The sequence below is a fragment of the Peribacillus sp. B65 genome (assembly GCF_058513295.1).
In genome coordinates this window covers 2,543,993-2,561,841 of the sequence record NZ_CP195840.1, presented here as the reverse complement: position 1 = coordinate 2,561,841, position 17,849 = coordinate 2,543,993, and the positions used below count along the sequence as shown (strand labels likewise).

At 41.9% G+C, this 17,849-nt stretch carries 20 protein-coding genes and 1 tRNA gene; 3 read left to right on the top strand and 18 right to left on the bottom strand.

Translation table 11 applies throughout. The annotated features are described in order from the left end of the window. Nucleotides 1-2: 2 nt before the first annotated feature. From rnr to secG, 3 genes are all read right to left on the bottom strand, one after another. On the bottom strand, nt 3-2,360 hold the full coding sequence (gene rnr, locus ACSR9O_RS12525; protein WP_101223704.1) for a ribonuclease R: 2,358 nt from the start codon (nt 2,358-2,360) through the stop codon (nt 3-5). 30 nt (nt 2,361-2,390) lie between these two features. Next, nucleotides 2,391-3,137 carry an alpha/beta hydrolase gene (locus ACSR9O_RS12520; protein WP_101223705.1) on the bottom strand — a complete coding sequence of 249 codons (747 nt, stop codon included), beginning with the start codon at nt 3,135-3,137 and terminating at the stop codon, nt 2,391-2,393. A 142-nt stretch (nt 3,138-3,279) separates the two neighbouring features. Continuing rightward, complete coding sequence (secG, locus tag ACSR9O_RS12515; protein WP_034309999.1) at nt 3,280-3,513, bottom strand: preprotein translocase subunit SecG; 234 nt, start codon at nt 3,511-3,513, stop codon at nt 3,280-3,282. Nucleotides 3,514-3,690: 177 nt separating this feature from the next. Between secG and ACSR9O_RS12510 the strand changes: the two genes are divergently transcribed. Both ACSR9O_RS12510 and ACSR9O_RS12505 read left to right on the top strand, forming a co-directional pair. Further along, nucleotides 3,691-4,233 (top strand): hypothetical protein, encoded by a 543-nt coding sequence (locus ACSR9O_RS12510; RefSeq protein WP_101223706.1) that lies wholly within the window; start codon nt 3,691-3,693, stop codon nt 4,231-4,233. A gap of 56 nt (nt 4,234-4,289) precedes the next feature. Beyond that, nucleotides 4,290-5,114 carry a M15 family metallopeptidase gene (locus tag ACSR9O_RS12505; RefSeq protein WP_101223707.1) on the top strand — a complete coding sequence of 275 codons (825 nt, stop codon included), beginning with the start codon at nt 4,290-4,292 and terminating at the stop codon, nt 5,112-5,114. A 317-nt stretch (nt 5,115-5,431) separates the two neighbouring features. On the opposite strand, the gene ACSR9O_RS12500 is transcribed toward ACSR9O_RS12505, so the two are convergent. From ACSR9O_RS12500 to ACSR9O_RS12430, 15 genes are all read right to left on the bottom strand, one after another. After that, nucleotides 5,432-5,743: a hypothetical protein gene (locus tag ACSR9O_RS12500; RefSeq protein WP_230176172.1), complete on the bottom strand. Its 312-nt coding sequence runs from the start codon at nt 5,741-5,743 to the stop codon at nt 5,432-5,434. Between the two features lie 60 nt (nt 5,744-5,803). After that, nucleotides 5,804-5,968, bottom strand: a complete 165-nt coding sequence (locus ACSR9O_RS12495; RefSeq protein WP_157831060.1) for a hypothetical protein — start codon at nt 5,966-5,968, stop codon at nt 5,804-5,806. Further along, on the bottom strand, nt 5,965-6,144 hold the full coding sequence (locus tag ACSR9O_RS12490; RefSeq protein WP_230176171.1) for a hypothetical protein: 180 nt from the start codon (nt 6,142-6,144) through the stop codon (nt 5,965-5,967). Before ACSR9O_RS12490 ends, ACSR9O_RS12495 begins: the two co-directional genes overlap by 4 nt. 58 nt (nt 6,145-6,202) lie before the next feature. After that, entirely contained in the window at nt 6,203-6,397 is a 195-nt protein-coding gene (locus ACSR9O_RS12485) for a hypothetical protein (RefSeq protein ID WP_101223709.1), read from the bottom strand. 20 nt (nt 6,398-6,417) lie between these two features. Next, nucleotides 6,418-6,744 (bottom strand): hypothetical protein, encoded by a 327-nt coding sequence (locus ACSR9O_RS12480; RefSeq protein WP_141992827.1) that lies wholly within the window; start codon nt 6,742-6,744, stop codon nt 6,418-6,420. A 111-nt stretch (nt 6,745-6,855) separates the two neighbouring features. Then, the gene (locus ACSR9O_RS12475) at nt 6,856-7,317 is read right to left on the bottom strand and encodes a hypothetical protein (protein ID WP_230176170.1); all 462 of its coding nucleotides are present in this window, start codon (nt 7,315-7,317) and stop codon (nt 6,856-6,858) included. 269 nt (nt 7,318-7,586) lie between these two features. Further along, the gene (eno, locus tag ACSR9O_RS12470) at nt 7,587-8,882 is read right to left on the bottom strand and encodes a phosphopyruvate hydratase (protein ID WP_034309992.1); all 1,296 of its coding nucleotides are present in this window, start codon (nt 8,880-8,882) and stop codon (nt 7,587-7,589) included. A 30-nt stretch (nt 8,883-8,912) separates the two neighbouring features. Then, entirely contained in the window at nt 8,913-10,448 is a 1,536-nt protein-coding gene (gene gpmI, locus ACSR9O_RS12465; protein WP_230176169.1) for a 2,3-bisphosphoglycerate-independent phosphoglycerate mutase, read from the bottom strand. Then, entirely contained in the window at nt 10,441-11,202 is a 762-nt protein-coding gene (gene tpiA / locus ACSR9O_RS12460) for a triose-phosphate isomerase (RefSeq protein ID WP_101223713.1), read from the bottom strand. The genes gpmI and tpiA overlap by 8 nt, the downstream gene beginning before the upstream one ends. A 45-nt stretch (nt 11,203-11,247) precedes the next feature. Then, nucleotides 11,248-12,432, bottom strand: coding sequence for a phosphoglycerate kinase (locus ACSR9O_RS12455; RefSeq protein ID WP_230176168.1), 1,185 nt, complete (start codon nt 12,430-12,432; stop codon nt 11,248-11,250). Between the two features lie 246 nt (nt 12,433-12,678). Continuing rightward, complete coding sequence (gap, locus tag ACSR9O_RS12450) at nt 12,679-13,686, bottom strand: type I glyceraldehyde-3-phosphate dehydrogenase (RefSeq protein ID WP_076368241.1); 1,008 nt, start codon at nt 13,684-13,686, stop codon at nt 12,679-12,681. Between the two features lie 32 nt (nt 13,687-13,718). After that, nucleotides 13,719-14,753: a sugar-binding transcriptional regulator gene (locus ACSR9O_RS12445; protein WP_101223715.1), complete on the bottom strand. Its 1,035-nt coding sequence runs from the start codon at nt 14,751-14,753 to the stop codon at nt 13,719-13,721. A gap of 139 nt (nt 14,754-14,892) precedes the next feature. Next, complete coding sequence (locus ACSR9O_RS12440; RefSeq protein WP_101223716.1) at nt 14,893-15,135, bottom strand: glutaredoxin family protein; 243 nt, start codon at nt 15,133-15,135, stop codon at nt 14,893-14,895. Between the two features lie 15 nt (nt 15,136-15,150). After that, entirely contained in the window at nt 15,151-16,488 is a 1,338-nt protein-coding gene (gene rpoN / locus ACSR9O_RS12435; RefSeq protein WP_491724471.1) for an RNA polymerase factor sigma-54, read from the bottom strand. Between the two features lie 316 nt (nt 16,489-16,804). Continuing rightward, nucleotides 16,805-16,876, bottom strand: a tRNA-Arg gene (locus ACSR9O_RS12430). 289 nt (nt 16,877-17,165) lie between these two features. Here ACSR9O_RS12430 and clpP point away from each other — a divergent pair. Beyond that, entirely contained in the window at nt 17,166-17,774 is a 609-nt protein-coding gene (clpP, locus tag ACSR9O_RS12425) for an ATP-dependent Clp endopeptidase proteolytic subunit ClpP (RefSeq protein ID WP_063233960.1), read from the top strand. Nucleotides 17,775-17,849 lie beyond the last annotated feature (75 nt).

The following is a 17,849-nucleotide window of genomic DNA, read 5'->3' as shown; positions in this document are numbered from 1 at the left end:
CTTTATCTCTTTTTTGGTTTTCTCTTGCGCTTGGCAGCTGGCGCATTTTCAAAGAATTTTTTCTTCTTTTTCGATTTTCTCCCATTAGAAGGCGAATCTCCATTACGGCCGCCGCCTTTACCTTCATTACGTCCTCCATTGCCTCCACGGCCGCGTTTACGTTCACCTGAATTGGCTTTGAATATTTTCTTCTCGCCAGATGGACGCGGACGGCTTACCTTCATGCCGATAATTTCAAAATCGATGGCGCGTTCCTCTTTATTGACGTTGGAAACACGTACGTCGATCTCATCTCCAATCCGGAACACATTACCGGTACGTTCCCCGATCATTGCAAGCTGACGCTCATCGAAGCGGTAATAATCATCCGTCATGAAGCTGACATGGACAAGTCCTTCAATGGTGTTCGGCAGCTCGACGAACATCCCGAAATTTGTAACCGAACCAATGATCCCGGTATACTCTTCGCCGATTTTATCCAGCATATATTCCGCTTTCTTCAGATCATCCGTTTCCCGTTCAGCATCGACTGAGCGACGTTCACGTTTCGATGTATGATCGGCAATCTCAGGTAAATTGGCATTCCATTTCTCCTTCGTAGCTTCATCCAGTTTACCTTCCACCAAGTAGGTCCTGATCAACCTGTGCACGATCAAATCCGGGTAACGGCGAATCGGCGATGTGAAATGTGTATAAAACTCAGCAGATAAACCAAAGTGACCTAAGCTCTCCGGATCATATTTCGCCTGTTGCATGGAACGGAGCATGACGGTGGATATGACCGTTTCTTCCGGTTTTCCGGCTACCGCCTCAATGATTTCCTGTAACGCCTTAGGGTGAACGTCATTGGCCGATCCCCGGACAATATATCCGAAGTTCGTTATGAATTCAAAGAAACGCTGCAGTTTTTCCGGCTTGGGATCTTCATGAATACGGTAAATGAACGGTACGTCAAGACGGTGGAAATGCTCTGCAACGGTTTCATTAGCCGCAAGCATGAACTCTTCAATAAGCTTTTCGGCAACCGACCTTTCACGTAAAACCACATCAGTCGGATGGCCTTCTTCATCAACGATGACTTTAGCTTCATTGAAATCAAAGTCAATCGCACCGCGGTTCATCCGGTTCTTGCGCAGGATGGCAGCTAACTTCTCCATGTCCTGGAACATCGGCACCAACGCTTCATAGCGTTCGAGCTGTTCTTCATCTTTATCGACAAGGATTTTGTTCACATTTCCATATGTCATACGTTCCGTCGTCTTAATGACACTTTCAAAAATCTCATGGTTGACGACTTTGCCATCTGGCGTAATTTCCATTTCACAAGAGAGTGTAAAGCGATCGACTTGTGGGTTCAAGGAACAAATGCCATTCGATAAACGATGCGGGATCATCGGGATGACCCTGTCCACCAAATAAACGCTCGTCCCTCTTTCCAAGGCTTCCTTATCGATTGGTGATCCTTCCTTCACATAATGGCTGACATCAGCAATATGAACACCCAGCTTATAATTGCCATTTTCAAGTTTGGAAACAGTGACGGCATCATCCAGGTCCTTTGCATCCGCTCCATCAATCGTGACCAAAACATCATTGCGCAAATCCCTGCGGCTTCCAATTTCACTTTCTTCAATGGTATCCGAAACGGCATTGGCTTGTTCCATGACGTCATCCGGGAACTCCATTGGCAAACCATATTTATGGATCACGGAAAGAATATCTACACCAGGATCATTTTTATGTCCAAGAATCTCAATGACTTCACCTTCGGCACTTATGCGTCCTTCAGGATAAGAAGTAAGCTTGACGACAACCTTATGGCCCTCTACCGCTCCATGTGAAGCATGCTGCGGAATGAAAATATCGTTTGCGATCTTTTTATCATCAGGGATGACGAAACCAAAACTTTTACTTTCGGAGTATGTACCGACCACTTGTGTAATACCGCGTTCAAGAATTCTGATGACCGTGCCTTCTTGCCTTGAGCCCGATGTTTCCGAAGATACTCGTACCATGACGACATCTCCATGCATCGCTGTGCCCGTTTCATTCGGCGGAATGAAAATATCATCCATTCCAGGGTTATCTTCAGGTGTGACAAAGGCGAATCCCTTAGCGTGTCCTGTTAATTTACCACGGAACAAATTCATCTTTTGCGGCAGCCCGTAACGATTGCTCCTCGTTCTGACCACCAATCCCTTTTCTTCCATCTTTACTAGAGCCTTAACGAAATTCTTGAAATCTGCCGAGTCTTCGATTTTCAAAGCCTCTTCCAGTTCTTGTACCGTTAAGGGCTTATACGCTTCATCCGTCATGTATGTCAGAAGCTTATTAATATGTTCTTGAATGTTATCTTCCATGAAAACCCTCCTATTCAGGGTATATTTTTGTTATTCGGCCCAATCCAGACTTTCTAAAAATTCCAATACATCTTCATGCAGCTGGTCCTTTTCTTTATCAAGAGTTATGACATGACCGGATTCTTCATACCACTTGATTTTTTTGACCGGTGATTCAATGGCATCAATAATAATATCGGCACTTTTTGGATTGATAACATCATCATGCCTGCCCTGCACCACAAATGTCGGCGCGTATATAAGGTCGACGTGCTCTCGTACATCCGTTATCAATTCCTGAAGGGCTTTCAATGTATTCATCGGTTTATCGGCAAGGAGGTCCATTTCAAGCTCTATTTGCTCTTGAGTTTTTCCTTCATACTTCTTAAATTCTCTGGCGTACTCCAATACTCCTTTAAACATCATTTCTTCACTTTTGATATACATAGGCGCACACATTGATACGATACCCTTTATAGGTACAGTGTAACCTAATTTAAGAGAAAATACGCCTCCTAATGATAGTCCGGCAACAGCAATTTCTTCATGGCCTTTGCTTTTCAGGAAATCGTAGGCCATCATTACATCTTTCCACCAATCTTCCGGACCCGTTTTCACCAGCTCCTCTGGGGGTACGCCATGCCCTTTATAGTGCGGGGCATGGCAGGTGTATCCCTGTTTCTCCAAGTAACGCCCTAGCATCCGTACATCCGCTGAATTCCCCGTAAATCCATGTAAAAGTAAGACAGCTCTTTTTCCGCCTTCAAAAGTAAAGGGCTGCTGCAGCTTTATTTTCATGATCTTAAGCTCCTTTATCAGTAAATAGAATTTTAAAAACATCCCTATCCTATAATTAAGTACTAAAATCACTATATCTATTCATGTAACTATTGTGCAAAGAAAAAAGTCTAGCTATTTAGCTAGACTCATTTTTGATCCATTACACATCAAAGTATGCAACTAGTAAAGTTAAAGCAAAGAATAAAATCGCCAATACTATTGTCGCACGATGTAAAACCAGGTCCAAACCGCGTGCCTTTTGCTTTCCGAATAACTGCTCAGCACCGCCGGCAATCGCACCTGATAAACCTGCACTCTTACCTGATTGAAGCAATACCGTCACAATGAGGGCGATACTGACAATCACTAAAAGCGTTATGAGAAATGCATGCATGCAATTACACCTCCTGAAGAACCAATAAACAATTACTTTAACTTTACCACACCCAATAAGTATCCACAATCTTTGTTATACTATGATGGTAAGAATTCCTAAAAATCCATAGTCATTTATTTTCTTTTTGAATCAAAGTTTGAGATAATTTGCATAAATAGAGAAAGAGGTGTCAACATGTTTAAGTCCATACTCCGGATTCTTGATCTCCTGACCATCCTATTCTCGGCGGTTGCCGGCTATTCTTTATGGACAGGCGGAAGCAATTTTATCAGTGTCCTATTAATCATCCTATCACCGCTTTTATTGCTGCTGGCAAAGTATCACGGAAATCGATACTTATTATTTGCTGCATATATCACGACAACCGTTTATTTTACTGCTATTATTTATAATGGACTTTCCAATAGCGGTACTGACTTTTTCCAATCAAGCTTCAATGTCCTCCTGATCGGGGCAGCAGCCGCCTTGCTGAGCGTCATAGCGGCGGTCATTGGGTTTGGGACCAATACCCTTACGATTCTTTGGTTATCGCTTCACGCCCTTGTCACATTCGAGACAATCAGGATGTCATCGGGTTTCCTTTCGAGCTTTTGGTCTGATCCCGTTGTGGAAACCGCAGTCCGTAACGATTATCCATTTTTATTGATGGTCGTCTGGATTGGCTTATTTCTTGATAAATATCAAAGTGAATTAACAAGGGATTACTTATCCCGATAATTTTTTTCAAAACTACTTTTATTGGAAACTTATATTAAAAGCAAGGGGCCTTTCATATGTTAAAACCTATATTTGCAGCAACTGTTCTATCATCTTTCATTCTAATGGCTGGCTGTTCATCCGACCTGACAAGCGAGCATGAAAAAGAGCAAAAAGAAGAACAACCGAGCTCCCAGGAGACGGAGACAGAAACCGACAAGAATAATGATTCAAAAGAATCGGCCCAACGCCAGGTGGAAGTTGATGAAACGGCTAAACCCGGACAGGCTGGCCTTCAGACATTAGCCCATCCGGAAGGCATTCCTGTACTTGTCAATAAACAATACAGCCTGCCTGAAGATTACAAACCTGCTGACCTCATCTACCCAAAAGTGGATTTCATCTTTCAAGATAAAATTGAAAAAAGAATGATGCGAGAGGAAGCGGGAAAGGCACTTGAAGTAATGTTCCAGGCTGCCGAAAAAGAAAACATGCACTTTGCCGGCGTTTCCGCTTATCGCTCTCACCAAAGACAGATCGAGGTCTTTAATAACTATGTGGCTAAGGACGGGGAAGAAAAGGCGAAAACCTACAGTGCAATGCCTGGGACAAGCGAGCATGAAACAGGCCTGGCGATTGATGTCACGACCCACGATGGGGCATGCGCTGCCCAAGACTGCTTCGGTGATACGAATGAAGCTGCCTGGCTTGCTGAACATGCACATGAATACGGATTTATCATTCGCTACCCTGAAGGCAAGGAAAACATCACAGGTTATAAATACGAACCATGGCACATCCGTTATGTTGGTGTCGCTACCGCAACTGAAATCTTTGAAGCGAAGATTACATTAGAAGAATACTATAATGCCGTACCAGTGGAAGCTGTATCGAGTAAATAAAAAAAGGTGCCCGGATGCGGCACCTTTTTTTATATTAATCAAACGTTTGATTAAATCCTTTTATCAGCCCTGAACCAAGCCGGAATCAGTGACTGGCGGCTAACTTTATAAGCAAAAAAACCTCCCATACAATGTGTATTCTCACATTGTATGGGAGGTGAAAAGAAATTACTGTGCAGAACCCATCTTCTCGTCAGAAGCAGAATCCCCAAATAATTGGGTGAATGGATTTCAACGACTGAAAGAACGAAACCTAATTTTGGAGCATTGCATATTTAAGCAACGAAAAAAGGACTCCGCATAATTGGCGGGGTCCTTCAATATTCATCGTTTTTATTTTCAACTTCAAATAGGTTGAAACTTGATGATTCATCTGGGTTGAATGCAGGTTCTTCATTTTCATATTTATATTTATGTTCTTCTACGTATTTAATCTTCTGATATTCCTCTTTTGACATACCCTCCCAAATTTTTGTTGCATTGTGGTCTTCATGGCCAGGCTGAGGATTCGTATGCGGTGTTGGGTCCAAGATAAAACTACCCAAAAAAATGGTTGTGTAGAAAAATGGCATTGCCATAATCAAAACGATTAAGCCCAATGCTCCAACTATATTTATGTATTTTTTCATTGGTGACATACCTCCCAATTTTTGAATTTTTATATTCAATTGATGTACAACCAGCATATTTTAGTCACTCCATAACCAATCACGAAACCACTTGACGGGAAGAACAGCCAATACACAAATTACAAGAAGTATAAATGCAATATACAGCATTCCTAAATCAATCAGTATGCCCATTACTACAGCTACACAGGAGATTATAATAGCGATAGAGAAACGTTCAGTCATTGTCTCACCTCCCGTTTGGTTAACTCCAGTAAATCTTTTATTAATTCATCGGTATGGATGAAAACAAACACTTGGTATTTTTTGTTGTTTCGATCGGGCATAGTATGATGAATGTCATGTCCAGCCCGTACCAGAGCCATAGACAATGATTTTTTGTAAATGTTCTTGAGCCCCATAATATCCACCTCCATTTATGAAATTGGCAAAGGAGGTAAAGTGCTTACCTCCTTAAATTCATTCCTTTTCCATCTTTTCTTTCTTTTCCATTTTATGAAGGATGATATTGGAAACAATCGCATAGACCACAAACGCCATCCAATAATAACCATAATCCTTATCGTTGCCAATGGACGAAAACATTAATATCGCAAATAACAAATATGGAATGGTCAATAACAATCGGAGTTTCCAAAGGTATCGTCCCCACATCGGCATTCCTCCTTTTAAACTCATTGGCAGTGCTTTTGAGATTTTTTCCACTCCTCAAATACTATGTCACTGGCAATAATTTCAGCATCGGTATATCCCAACCCACCTAAAGCAACTTCGATTTCATCAGCGCTCTTGCTGTCAAATAATCGTAGCTTGGGAATGAGAGCCCACGCTCGCTGTTTATCAATTTCCACAGCTACAGAGTTGATATCACCAAGCAAATCAAGGTCGTTTATATAATGGTCCAATGTGCGTTTGGCAAGAAAGTCAGTTCCTTCATTATTGTTACGGAAAAACAATCCTGTTAGCGTTTCGATGGCTGTTGATAAGATTTCTGGTTTCATGGCTTTCGTCCTCATAATTAACTAAATATTCCGTTACATCTATTACTATAGAAGTATGAAGTACCAAAATTATGCTGTCAATCTAAAAAAGACCATTCCTATTGGAACGGTCTAAAAGTTTGGCATATAAGATTTTTCGTCTGTGTTTTTAACATCCACCTCATGACCATCTACCATGTAATCATAAACAAGCGTGGCTTGTGGGACATACTTTCCATCTATCTTTGCTTGATGTATTGCTCTGTCCACTTTACCGAAACCGTTGATTTGTCGCCTTTCTGCTAATTGCAAATTATATTTTCTAGCCACAATATCGAACACAAGTTTTGCATCATCTTGAGTTTTAGGCAGCTCTAGGCTTTCACGAACTTTACTTTCAGTTTTCGTTAAATAAGCACAGTAAGCATCATATTTAAAGCGAATGCCATAATATGCGTGGATTTCCTTGTGTTTTTTTATAAACTCCTTGGAGTTTGGATGATTGCCTTTTTTGGCTATCCAATATCCAATTCCCAATTCCTCTTTTAACAAGTTGACCTTATCGTCAATATCTTTAGCAATATCAATATCCAATGGGCCATACCATTTTGTAATTGTAGGTCTCGATAGTTCGCTTGGAATAATTTTTAATTTGTAAGTTAAATGTAAATTCTTTCAACAAGTCCTGTATTAACACGCAAAAACCCCCAATTCATAAGCGATTTCACTCACTTATAAATCAGGGGTTGATACTAAACATTTGTATTGCTAAGTTCGAGTTGATGTACTACATAACTCAAAGTGTCCAAAAGTGCCTTGTATGACAAAGTTCGGACGTATTTTATGCTTGATAATTACTATAATTACTTCTTCAAGTTATAGAAAGATTTCAAGCCGCCATATACAGCCAAGTCACCAAGTTGATCTTCGATGCGAAGAAGTTGGTTGTATTTAGCAATACGGTCCGTACGGGACATGGAACCAGTTTTGATTTGTCCTGCGTTTGTTGCAACGGCGATATCAGCGATCGTTGCATCTTCAGTTTCACCGGAACGGTGGGAAACGACTGCAGTGTAGCCTGCGCGTTTTGCCATTTCGATTGCATCAAACGTTTCAGTCAGTGTACCAATTTGGTTCACTTTGATCAGGATGGAGTTGCCGATGCCTTTTTCGATGCCTTCAGCCAATTTTTTCGTGTTCGTTACGAAAAGATCGTCACCAACAAGCTGAACTTTAGAACCGATGCGTTCCGTTAAAAGTTTGTGACCATCCCAGTCATTTTCATCCAGGCCGTCCTCGATGGAGATAATAGGGAATTCATTCACTAGCTCTTCATAGAAAGCTACCATTTCTTCTGATGTAACACCATTGCGGCCTTCGCCAGCAAGATCATATTTGCCTGTTTCTTTGTTATAGAATTCAGATGAAGCTACGTCCATGCCAAGGTAGATATCTTCGCCTGCTTTGTAGCCAGCTTTTTCAATTGCCTCGATGATGACTTGAAGCGCTTCACGGTTTGAACCAAGGTTTGGCGCAAAGCCGCCTTCATCGCCGACTGCCGTATTCAGGCCTTTGGCAGAAAGGACAGATTTCAAGGCATGGAATACTTCTGCACCCATACGAACTGCTTCTTTGAAGCTAGGAGCACCTACAGGAAGAATCATGAATTCCTGGAAGTCAACATTGTTATCGGCATGTGATCCGCCGTTAATGATGTTCATCATTGGAGTAGGAAGTTGTTTCGCATTGAACCCTCCAAGATAACGATACAATGGTAAACCTGAAAATTCCGCAGCGGCATGGGCAGCAGCCATTGATACGCCAAGGATTGCATTAGCTCCCAAGTTTCCTTTGTTTTCAGTGCCATCCAATTCAATCATAGTGAGGTCAAGTCCTGCTTGGTTCGTAACATCCAAACCGATGACAGCTTCAGCAATGATATCATTTACATTATCGACTGCTTTTTGTACCCCTTTACCCAGGTAGCGAGATTTATCTCCGTCACGAAGCTCAACCGCTTCGTGTTCTCCTGTTGAAGCACCTGATGGTACGATTGCACGTCCGAAGTATCCGGACTCTGTTTGGATTTCTACTTCTATTGTTGGATTACCACGGGAATCTAGCACTTCGCGTGCATATACATGTTCGATGTACGGCATTATAAATCTCTCCTTTTCCTATTCACAATTTTATTTAGATAATAGGGATTTCCCTGTCATTTCAACAGGTTTTTCGACTCCAAGCAAATCAAGCATCGTTGGAGCTAAATCACCTAGGATACCACCTGTTCTTAATGTTACCTGATTTTTAGTGATAATGACAGGCACGGGATTCGTAGTATGAGCTGTCATGGGGTTGCCTTCAAGCGTTACGACTTCATCAGCATTCCCATGGTCAGCGGTAATGATTGCCGTACCGCCTTTTGAGACGATTAAATCGACAATCCTGCCTAGGCATTCATCCACTGTTTCAATCGCTTTAATGGTAGGCTCAAGCATCCCTGAATGACCAACCATGTCCGGATTGGCAAAATTCAAGAGAATGGCATCAAAGCGATCAGCCTCAATTTGTTCCACCAACGCATCCGTAACTTCATAAGCACTCATTTCAGGTTTTAAATCATATGTAGCGACTTTCGGAGAATTAATTAAAATCCTCTCTTCACCAGGAAACTTCTCTTCACGTCCGCCGCTCATGAAAAATGTCACATGCGGATATTTCTCAGTTTCAGCGATACGAAGCTGGGTAAGCTGGTTTTGGGAAAGTACTTCCCCTAATGTATTATCAAGATTTGTCGGATTAAATGCAACATATCCGTCAACTGTTTCTGAAAAATGTGTCAAGCAGACAAAATGGAGATGCTTCGGATGTCCAGGACCGCGGTCAAATGAGCGGAAGTCCTCATTGGTGAACGTATTGGAAATCTGGATCGCCCGGTCTGGACGGAAGTTGTAAAAGATTACGGCATCATCATCTTTAATCGTTGCCACCGGTTTACCGTCTTCCGCCGTTATGACTGAAGGAATCACGAACTCGTCAAAAATACCATGTTCGTAGGAATCCTCAACACATTCCATCGCGGAAGAGTAAGCAGGGCCATCACCATACACCATCGAACGGTAGGATTTCTCCACACGTTCCCAGCGCTTATCACGGTCCATCGAATAGTATCTTCCGGATATGGTCGCAAACTGTCCAACACCGATCTCCTTCATTTTCGCTTCCGCTTCCTTAATATAACCTTGCGCCGTTTTCGGCCCGACATCACGACCATCTAAAAATGCATGTACATATACATTTTTAACTCCTTCTTTAGCGGCCAACTTCAGCAGGGCATACATATGATCGATATGACTGTGCACGCCGCCATCTGAAAGTAGACCGAAAAGATGAAGGTCCGTGCCTTTTTTCTTGGCATGGCTCATGGCATCGATCAAAGTTGGGTTTTTGGCAAACTCACCTTCACGGATAGCCAGGTTCACACGGGTCAGACTTTGATAAACGATCCGTCCTGCCCCGATATTCAAATGCCCCACTTCCGAGTTCCCCATTTGACCGGCAGGCAAGCCGACCGCTTCCCCGCTTGCAGTTAAATGGGAATGCGGATACTGTTCCCAAAAACGGTCAAAGTTCGGTTTTTTCGCATGAAAAACAGCATTTCCCTTTTCCTCGTTACGGCAGCCAAAACCGTCTAAGATGATAAGTGCCACAGGCGACTTACTCATAGTGACCAGCCTCCAGCAATTGTAAAAATGAATCGGGTTTCAAGCTTGCACCGCCAACCAACGCACCGTCTATATCAGGTTGTGCCATGTACTCTTTAATATTCTCAGGTTTTACACTGCCACCGTATTGAATGCGGATGGCTGCAGCTGCTTCATTTGAAAATTTGTCGGCAACAACCGAGCGGATATGCGAACAAACTTCATTAGCATCTTGAGCAGATGACGATTTTCCTGTTCCAATTGCCCAAATCGGCTCATAAGCAATAACGGCTTGTTTCAATTGATCGTCAGATAATCCTGCAAGGCCTTTTTCTATCTGGCTGCCTACGAAATCATTCGTTTCGCCAGCTTCCCTTTGCTCTAATGTTTCACCGCAGCAAACGATCGGGGTCAATCCGTGGGCAAAAGCGGAATGAGCTTTTTTATTAACGGCTTCATCCGTTTCGTTGAACATTTCACGGCGTTCGGAATGACCAAGTATGACGTAGGATACACCAAGATCAGCCAATGCGATCGGGCTGATTTCTCCTGTGAAAGCACCGCTTTCTTCAAAGTGCATGTTCTGCGCCCCGATCTTCACATCAGTTCCTTTTGCTGCTTGAACCAGCTGATCCAAAAATAAAGCTGGAGCACATACAACCGTATCGATTACATCTTGCTTCGGAATCAAATTGCTCACTTCTTCTAAAAAGGCAGTCGCTTCAGATAGTGTTTTATTCATTTTCCAGTTTCCTGCAATAATCGGTTTACGCATTTGGTTTCTCATCCCTTCTAAAGTTGAAATATGTAACGGTCAGTCTTATTTATCGTTCAAGGCCACAACGCCAGGCAACTCTTTGCCTTCCATGAACTCAAGAGATGCACCGCCGCCAGTTGAAATATGGGACATCTTTTCTGCCAAGCCAAACTTTTCTGCGGCTGCGGCTGAATCCCCTCCGCCTACAATGCTGTACGTATCTTTTGCTTCCGCCAAGGCTTTAGCAACGGTTTTCGTTCCATTCGCAAATTTATCGAACTCGAATACACCCATTGGTCCATTCCAAATGACAAGCTTGGAACTTTTGATTACATCCGCAAATAATTCGCTTGTTTTTGGTCCGATATCAAGAGCCATTTTATCCTTTGGAATAGCATCGATATCGACATTATCCGTCTCTGCATCAGGTGAAAATTCAGCAGTTACGACTGCATCGATAGGCAAATGAAGTTTTACGCCTTTTTCTTTTGCACTTTCGATGAAAGATTTGGCCAATTCTATTTTGTCTTCTTCCAATAAAGAATTACCGATTTCATGACCTTGCGCTTTAATGAATGTATAACCCAATCCACCACCAATGATCAAGTGATCGACTTTTTCCAAAAGGTTTTCGATAACGCCTATCTTATCCTTTACTTTTGCTCCGCCAATTATAGCTGTAAAAGGACGTTCTGGGTTGGATAGGGCTTTTCCAAGTACTGAAAGCTCTTTTTCCATCAGTAATCCGGCAACGGCTGGGAGATGGTGCGCTATTCCTTCAGTTGAAGCATGTGCACGATGCGCAGCTCCGAATGCATCGTTAACATAAACATCAGCAAGTGCAGCAAATGACTTCGCCAATTCTTGATCGTTCTTCTCTTCTCCTGGATAGAAACGAACGTTTTCCAACAACAAGATCTCGCCATCTTGCATGTTATCAATTATTGATTGAACGGTCTCACCGTATGCTTCTTCTGCCTTTTGCACATCCTTGCCACTAAGTTCGCTTAGTCTTTCCGCAACAGGCGCTAGACGCAATTCTTCTACGACTTGTCCTTTAGGACGGCCAAGGTGGCTGGCTAAGATGACTTTTGCGCCTTGTTCTGTCAAATAGGAAATCGTCGGCAGTGCAGCCTTGATTCTCGTATCATCCGAAATCTTTCCGTCCTGCATCGGCACGTTGAAATCAACACGGCAAAATACGCGTTTCCCCTTTAATTCAATATCTTTAATCGACTTTTTATTCATAATCCAAGAACCTCCTTAGATATTGTTATCATATTTTTGATTCTTTTAGCCAAAAAGGGAGAGGGTAAATTTCCCAACTCCCCTTTTCTCTTTTTCATTATAGTCGGTTTCCAGGAAATTATCCAAAAACAAGAAATGTAAACGCTTGACTGATTAATGACTTACTAATAATATCATCTTCTGCCAAGTTTTTTTAGAGGTGTGATAAAAAAAACCTCACCTTGGTGAGGTTTTTTATTATTCTAATTACAATCCTTTTTTAGCCAAATAGTCGATCAAATCAACAACACGGCTTGAATATCCTGTTTCATTATCATACCAAGATAATACTTTAACCATGTTTCCTTCCATTACCATTGTGGAAAGGGCATCGATTGTAGATGATGATGGGTTACCATTATAGTCAGTTGATACTAGCGGAAGTTCGCTGTACTCAAGGATTCCTTTTAATTCTCCTTCAGAAGCCTTTTTGAATGCTGCATTAACTTCTTCAACTGTTGTGTCTTTTTCAAGTTCTGCAACAAGGTCGACAACAGACACGTTTGGAGTAGGTACGCGCATTGCCATACCATTCAATTTCCCTTTAAGTTCAGGAAGGACAAGTGCAACAGCTTTTGCTGCCCCAGTTGTTGTAGGAATGATATTCTCGGCAGCTGCACGTGCACGGCGGTAATCTTTATGTGGCAAATCAAGGATTTGCTGATCATTTGTATAAGAGTGAACAGTAGTCATCATACCGCGTTTGATTCCGAATTGTTCGTGAAGCACTTTAGCAAATGGAGCTAAGCAGTTCGTTGTACAAGAAGCATTAGAGATTACATGGTGGTTAGCTGCATCATATTTATCTTCGTTTACACCCATGACGATTGTGATATCTTCATCAGATGCAGGAGCAGAGATGATTACTTTTTTCGCGCCAGCTTCTAAATGCTTAGCTGCATCTGCACGTTTCGTGAAACGTCCTGTAGATTCTACTACTACTTCTACTCCTAGTTCACCCCATGCTAATTGTGCAGGGTCACGTTCAGCCAATACTTTGACTTTATGACCATCAACAACAAGGTAATCCCCATCAACTGTTACTTTTTCATTAAGAGATCCATGAATTGTATCGTATTGAAGAAGGTGCGCTAACATATTAGCATCCGTTAAGTCGTTAATAGCAACAATCTCTACCCCAGGATTACTCAATGCTGCACGAAATACATTACGTCCAATACGTCCAAAACCATTAATACCAACTTTTACTGCCATGAAAAATTCCTCCTTTTAAGTTCGCAAATATATTAAGGGGTGTAATTCCCCTGAATTAACTCTTGTGCCGCCGCTTCATCCGTGATTAAAACGGTTGATGAAGGTGCGCCTTTCATGTAGGAACGGATAGCCTTTGCTTTAGTTTTACCACCTGCCACAGTTATCACTCGCTTTTCAGGGCTAAGATCATCTAACTGGATGCCGACTGTCAAAACTTTATGAACAACTTTACCGTTTTCATCGTAATAATAACCGAATGCCTCTCCTACAGCATTTCCATCTAACAGCTTCTTTAACATTTCTGGCGATGAATTTCTTCTTTCTGCCATCGCCATGGCATCACCGATTCCATGAATGATCATATCAGCAGATTTGATTTGGGAAATCACTTCTTTAATTGCAGGTTCCTTCTGAAATGAAGCATAAACCTCACCGCTTAATTGATCGGGTACATACAATACTCTGTATGAGGCCTGTGCCTTCTGGGCCATTTTTTCGACAATCGTATTGGCCTGATTCTGCACTGCTTCACCAATTCCCCCGCGGGCCGGGACAAATGTCAATTTCTTCGACGCTTCATCAGGTGACAGCGAATCAGCCACTTCGGCCATTGTCGATCCGCCAGTAACCGCAATGATATTCTTTGAGTTCCATTCTCGTTTCATACGGATTGCACAAGCTTTACCCAATTCTTTTTTCACCCATGGGGTCTCATCACAATTTCCTGAGACAATAATGACCTCATCCACTTGCAATAAATCCTGCAATTGCCGTTCCATTATGTCTATACCCATTACTTCACGCATTATTCCTTCTAACTTATCCAGGATTTCAATCCCTTCATCAGTCAGCGTCATGCCAGAGCTGAATATGTTAACCAGGTTCTGACTTTTCAGAAAATCAACCTCGCCTCTGAGCGTCCGCTCCGTCAAATTAAGGCTCACGGACAGACTGCGCCTTCCAACCGGCTGCATCATTTTGATATAACGCAGGATATCATATCTTTTTTGCATAACCAAAAGGAAATCTGGTAATAATTTTCTTTGTACCTCGAGTAATGTACGCATATTTAAAACTCCTAAAAAGTTAAGTTGGACGTATAATGTCCCGCGTAGTCATTTTCTGTCCCACTTAAAACAAAAAAATATTCCTGCTACATATTTTATTCTAGCAGGAACGGAATGTTTCTTCAAATGATTTGAAAAATTATTTTTCCAAAAGCCTATTTAGAGCTGATTTATCAACGTTTCCGAATTGAACGATATCATCTTTCCATTCAACGACAGGGATCATCAGCCCGAATTTCTCAAGCAAATCATCATCGGTGTGGATATCGATTTCTTTATAGCCTATGCCTGATTCCTCTTTCACTTCTTCAAGCACTTGCTTGGCTTTATCGCATAACGGGCATTTATCCCTACTATATAAAACAAAAGCATTTGATTCCAAAACCACTCATCCTTTTCAATCATATCTTTTTCGTTTAGATGAAGAAGGGATCCCTAATTGTTCCCGGTACTTGGCAACGGTTCGGCGTGCCAGGATAATTCCATGCTCTTCTTTCAACCGTTCTGCCAGGTCCTGATCCGAGAGCGGCTTTTGTTTATTTTCCCCATTGATGGCTGCCTGAAGGCTCTTTTTTGCCTGCATGCCCGACATTTCCTCATCAAGGCCGACTGACTGTAAAGAAGTAGTGAAAAATATCCTCATCTCTATCGTGCCAAATGGTGTCTGCACGTATTTCCCTTTGACCGCCCGGCTTACTGTGGACTCATGTATACAAAGTTCGTCGGCGATTTCCTTCATCGTCATCGGTTTCAAATAGTTCAGGCCATGATGAAAGCACGCCGGCTGTTTATCGACGATGCACTGAATGACCTTCAATATAGTTTCTTTCCTCTGTTGGATCCCTCTGGATATCCATTGGTATTCCTGCCACTTATCCTGGATAAACCGTTGAACCCCCTGATCCTTATGGCTCTTCATACGGTTTAAATACCCTTTATCCACATTAAGATTAGGTGTGTTACCATCATAATTCCCGACAAGCAGCATACCATCCCGAACTTCCACGACCACATCCGGCACTATATAAGAAGGTTTTTCCTGAAAAAAGAGTGATGCGGGTCGCGGGTTCAATGTCTGGACATAATCAAATACTTCTTGAATCTCCTTCATTGTAACACCGATTTTCTTACTTAGGTCTTTCCAGCGCTTTTCAGCAAAATCGAGGAAATGGTTTTCTATGATCGATTCTGCAAGCAGGTTCACCCCTTCTGCTTGCACCTGAAGCAAAAGGCACTCTTGAAGATTTCTCGCTCCAATTCCATGCGGCTCGAGTTCCTGTAAAATTGAGAGGCTTTCTTCCAAAACTATCCGAGGTATACCAGGGATACATATGTCATCCAGCTCAGTCCTCAAGTAACCGTTTTCATCAAGGTTATGAATTAATAGCAGCAACGCCTTCTGCTGTTCACCGGTAAGTTGCTGGTGATTCACCTGGGACATGATATGCTGTTCAAGCGATATAGTATCTTCACTGATCTGTTCAATCCAATAGTTGGCATCATACGTATTCTTAAGGGTCCGTTTTCCCTTTTTTCGGTCAAAAGTTGGCTGAAATAAAGCCGATGTTGGCTGATCTATGGACAGTAATGGATTCTCCACCATTTTATTTTCTAAAAAAGCCGATAGCTCCTGCGAGGAATATTGCAGCAATGTAATAGCTTGCATAAGCTCCTGCGTCATTGCCATCTTTAATGTTTGCTGTTGAAAAAGTCCTGCTTTCATATTCATACTCATCGATTCATCCCTCCCCCACTCCATTTTACATTATCAGGAGAAAATTCTACACAAAAACCCATGAAAACGCTTACGTTTTTTTCTGAATAGTTTATTTGTTTTAAATACTATATGTTAGAAATGCAAATTAAACAACTACTTTTATTGAAAAATCACCATTTTTCAATAGTGTGCGCGTATATTTTCAAGACAGGGCTTACATTACAGGATCCGATGGAATATTACGGAAATCGAGCGAATTCGCCAAAAATTTTAGGGCCCCTCTTAAAAATGGCCAATAAAAAATCCCCCACTTTATTAAGCAGAAGATTGGTAATGCCCTCGGCAGGAATCGAACCTGCATTTCAAGCTTCGGAGGCTTGCGTTCTATCCGTTGCACTACGAGGGCGTAATAGAAAATATTTTTTCAACAGACTTCATTATATGATAGATTCCCCTCCTTTGCAAGGGCTATCAGGTTTAAAACTTCGCCATTTGGGTATTATGGGTAATGTGGAAATTCATCCCTGTGCGGCATAATATATAAAGTAATCTATCGGAAAGGAGCCTTAGCCAGAAAATTGTCGAACAAATTATCCATTATAGGGTTTGTTTTGTTTGACCTAAATTGACCAAAAAGTGTATCATACATACATAAAGAATTTAAATGATTCTCTTAATCGAAGGAGGAAATGAACATGAATTTAATTCCTACAGTTATCGAACAAACAAGTCGTGGGGAGCGTGCCTACGATATTTACTCCCGTTTATTAAAAGACCGGATCATTATGCTAGGAAGTGCAATTGACGATAATGTTTCCAACTCCATTGTTGCTCAATTACTATTTTTAGAAGCGGAAAATCCTGAAAAAGATATCACTCTATACATCAACAGCCCTGGCGGAAGCATCACTTCCGGTATGGCCATTTACGATACTATGCAATATATCAAACCTAATGTATCCACAGTATGCATCGGTATGGCCGCTTCCATGGGTGCTTTCCTATTGGCCGCTGGCGAAAAAGGCAAACGTTATGCGTTGCCAAACAGTGAGGTCATGATTCACCAACCACTTGGAGGAGCTCAAGGTCAAGCTACGGAGATTGAAATTGCTGCCCGCCGTATCCTTCACTTGAAAGATAAACTGAACCAAATCTTGGCAGAACGTACTGGTCAACCTATTGAAGTCCTTCAAAGAGATACGGAACGTGATAACTTCATGACTTCCGAAAGAGCTCTTGAATATGGCTTGATCGACAAAGTCATCACGCGCAGCATCCTTGATGATAAAAAAGACTCTAAATAATCATGCAACAACCGGCTCCGGAGAACGCCTTTAGCGACTTCCGGAGCTTTTTTGCATAATAAAAAAAAGGATGCT

Coding starts and splice junctions, on each gene's coding strand:
- ACSR9O_RS12485 (WP_101223709.1), bottom strand. CDS start 6,397: ATGTGGGGACGATACCTTTGGAAACTCCGATTGTTATTGACCATTCCA.
- ACSR9O_RS12510 (WP_101223706.1), top strand. CDS start 3,691: ATGTTTAAGTCCATACTCCGGATTCTTGATCTCCTGACCATCCTATTC.
- eno (WP_034309992.1), bottom strand. CDS start 8,882: ATGCCGTACATCGAACATGTATATGCACGCGAAGTGCTAGATTCCCGT.
- gap (WP_076368241.1), bottom strand. CDS start 13,686: ATGGCAGTAAAAGTTGGTATTAATGGTTTTGGACGTATTGGACGTAAT.
- tpiA (WP_101223713.1), bottom strand. CDS start 11,202: ATGCGTAAACCGATTATTGCAGGAAACTGGAAAATGAATAAAACACTA.
- ACSR9O_RS12520 (WP_101223705.1), bottom strand. CDS start 3,137: ATGAAAATAAAGCTGCAGCAGCCCTTTACTTTTGAAGGCGGAAAAAGA.
- rnr (WP_101223704.1), bottom strand. CDS start 2,360: ATGGAAGATAACATTCAAGAACATATTAATAAGCTTCTGACATACATG.
- ACSR9O_RS12500 (WP_230176172.1), bottom strand. CDS start 5,743: ATGAAAAAATACATAAATATAGTTGGAGCATTGGGCTTAATCGTTTTG.
- ACSR9O_RS12495 (WP_157831060.1), bottom strand. CDS start 5,968: ATGACTGAACGTTTCTCTATCGCTATTATAATCTCCTGTGTAGCTGTA.
- ACSR9O_RS12480 (WP_141992827.1), bottom strand. CDS start 6,744: ATGAAACCAGAAATCTTATCAACAGCCATCGAAACGCTAACAGGATTG.
- ACSR9O_RS12505 (WP_101223707.1), top strand. CDS start 4,290: ATGTTAAAACCTATATTTGCAGCAACTGTTCTATCATCTTTCATTCTA.
- ACSR9O_RS12490 (WP_230176171.1), bottom strand. CDS start 6,144: ATGGGGCTCAAGAACATTTACAAAAAATCATTGTCTATGGCTCTGGTA.
- gpmI (WP_230176169.1), bottom strand. CDS start 10,448: ATGAGTAAGTCGCCTGTGGCACTTATCATCTTAGACGGTTTTGGCTGC.
- rpoN (WP_491724471.1), bottom strand. CDS start 16,488: ATGAGTATGAATATGAAAGCAGGACTTTTTCAACAGCAAACATTAAAG.
- ACSR9O_RS12455 (WP_230176168.1), bottom strand. CDS start 12,432: ATGAATAAAAAGTCGATTAAAGATATTGAATTAAAGGGGAAACGCGTA.
- ACSR9O_RS12445 (WP_101223715.1), bottom strand. CDS start 14,753: ATGCGTACATTACTCGAGGTACAAAGAAAATTATTACCAGATTTCCTT.
- secG (WP_034309999.1), bottom strand. CDS start 3,513: ATGCATGCATTTCTCATAACGCTTTTAGTGATTGTCAGTATCGCCCTC.
- clpP (WP_063233960.1), top strand. CDS start 17,166: ATGAATTTAATTCCTACAGTTATCGAACAAACAAGTCGTGGGGAGCGT.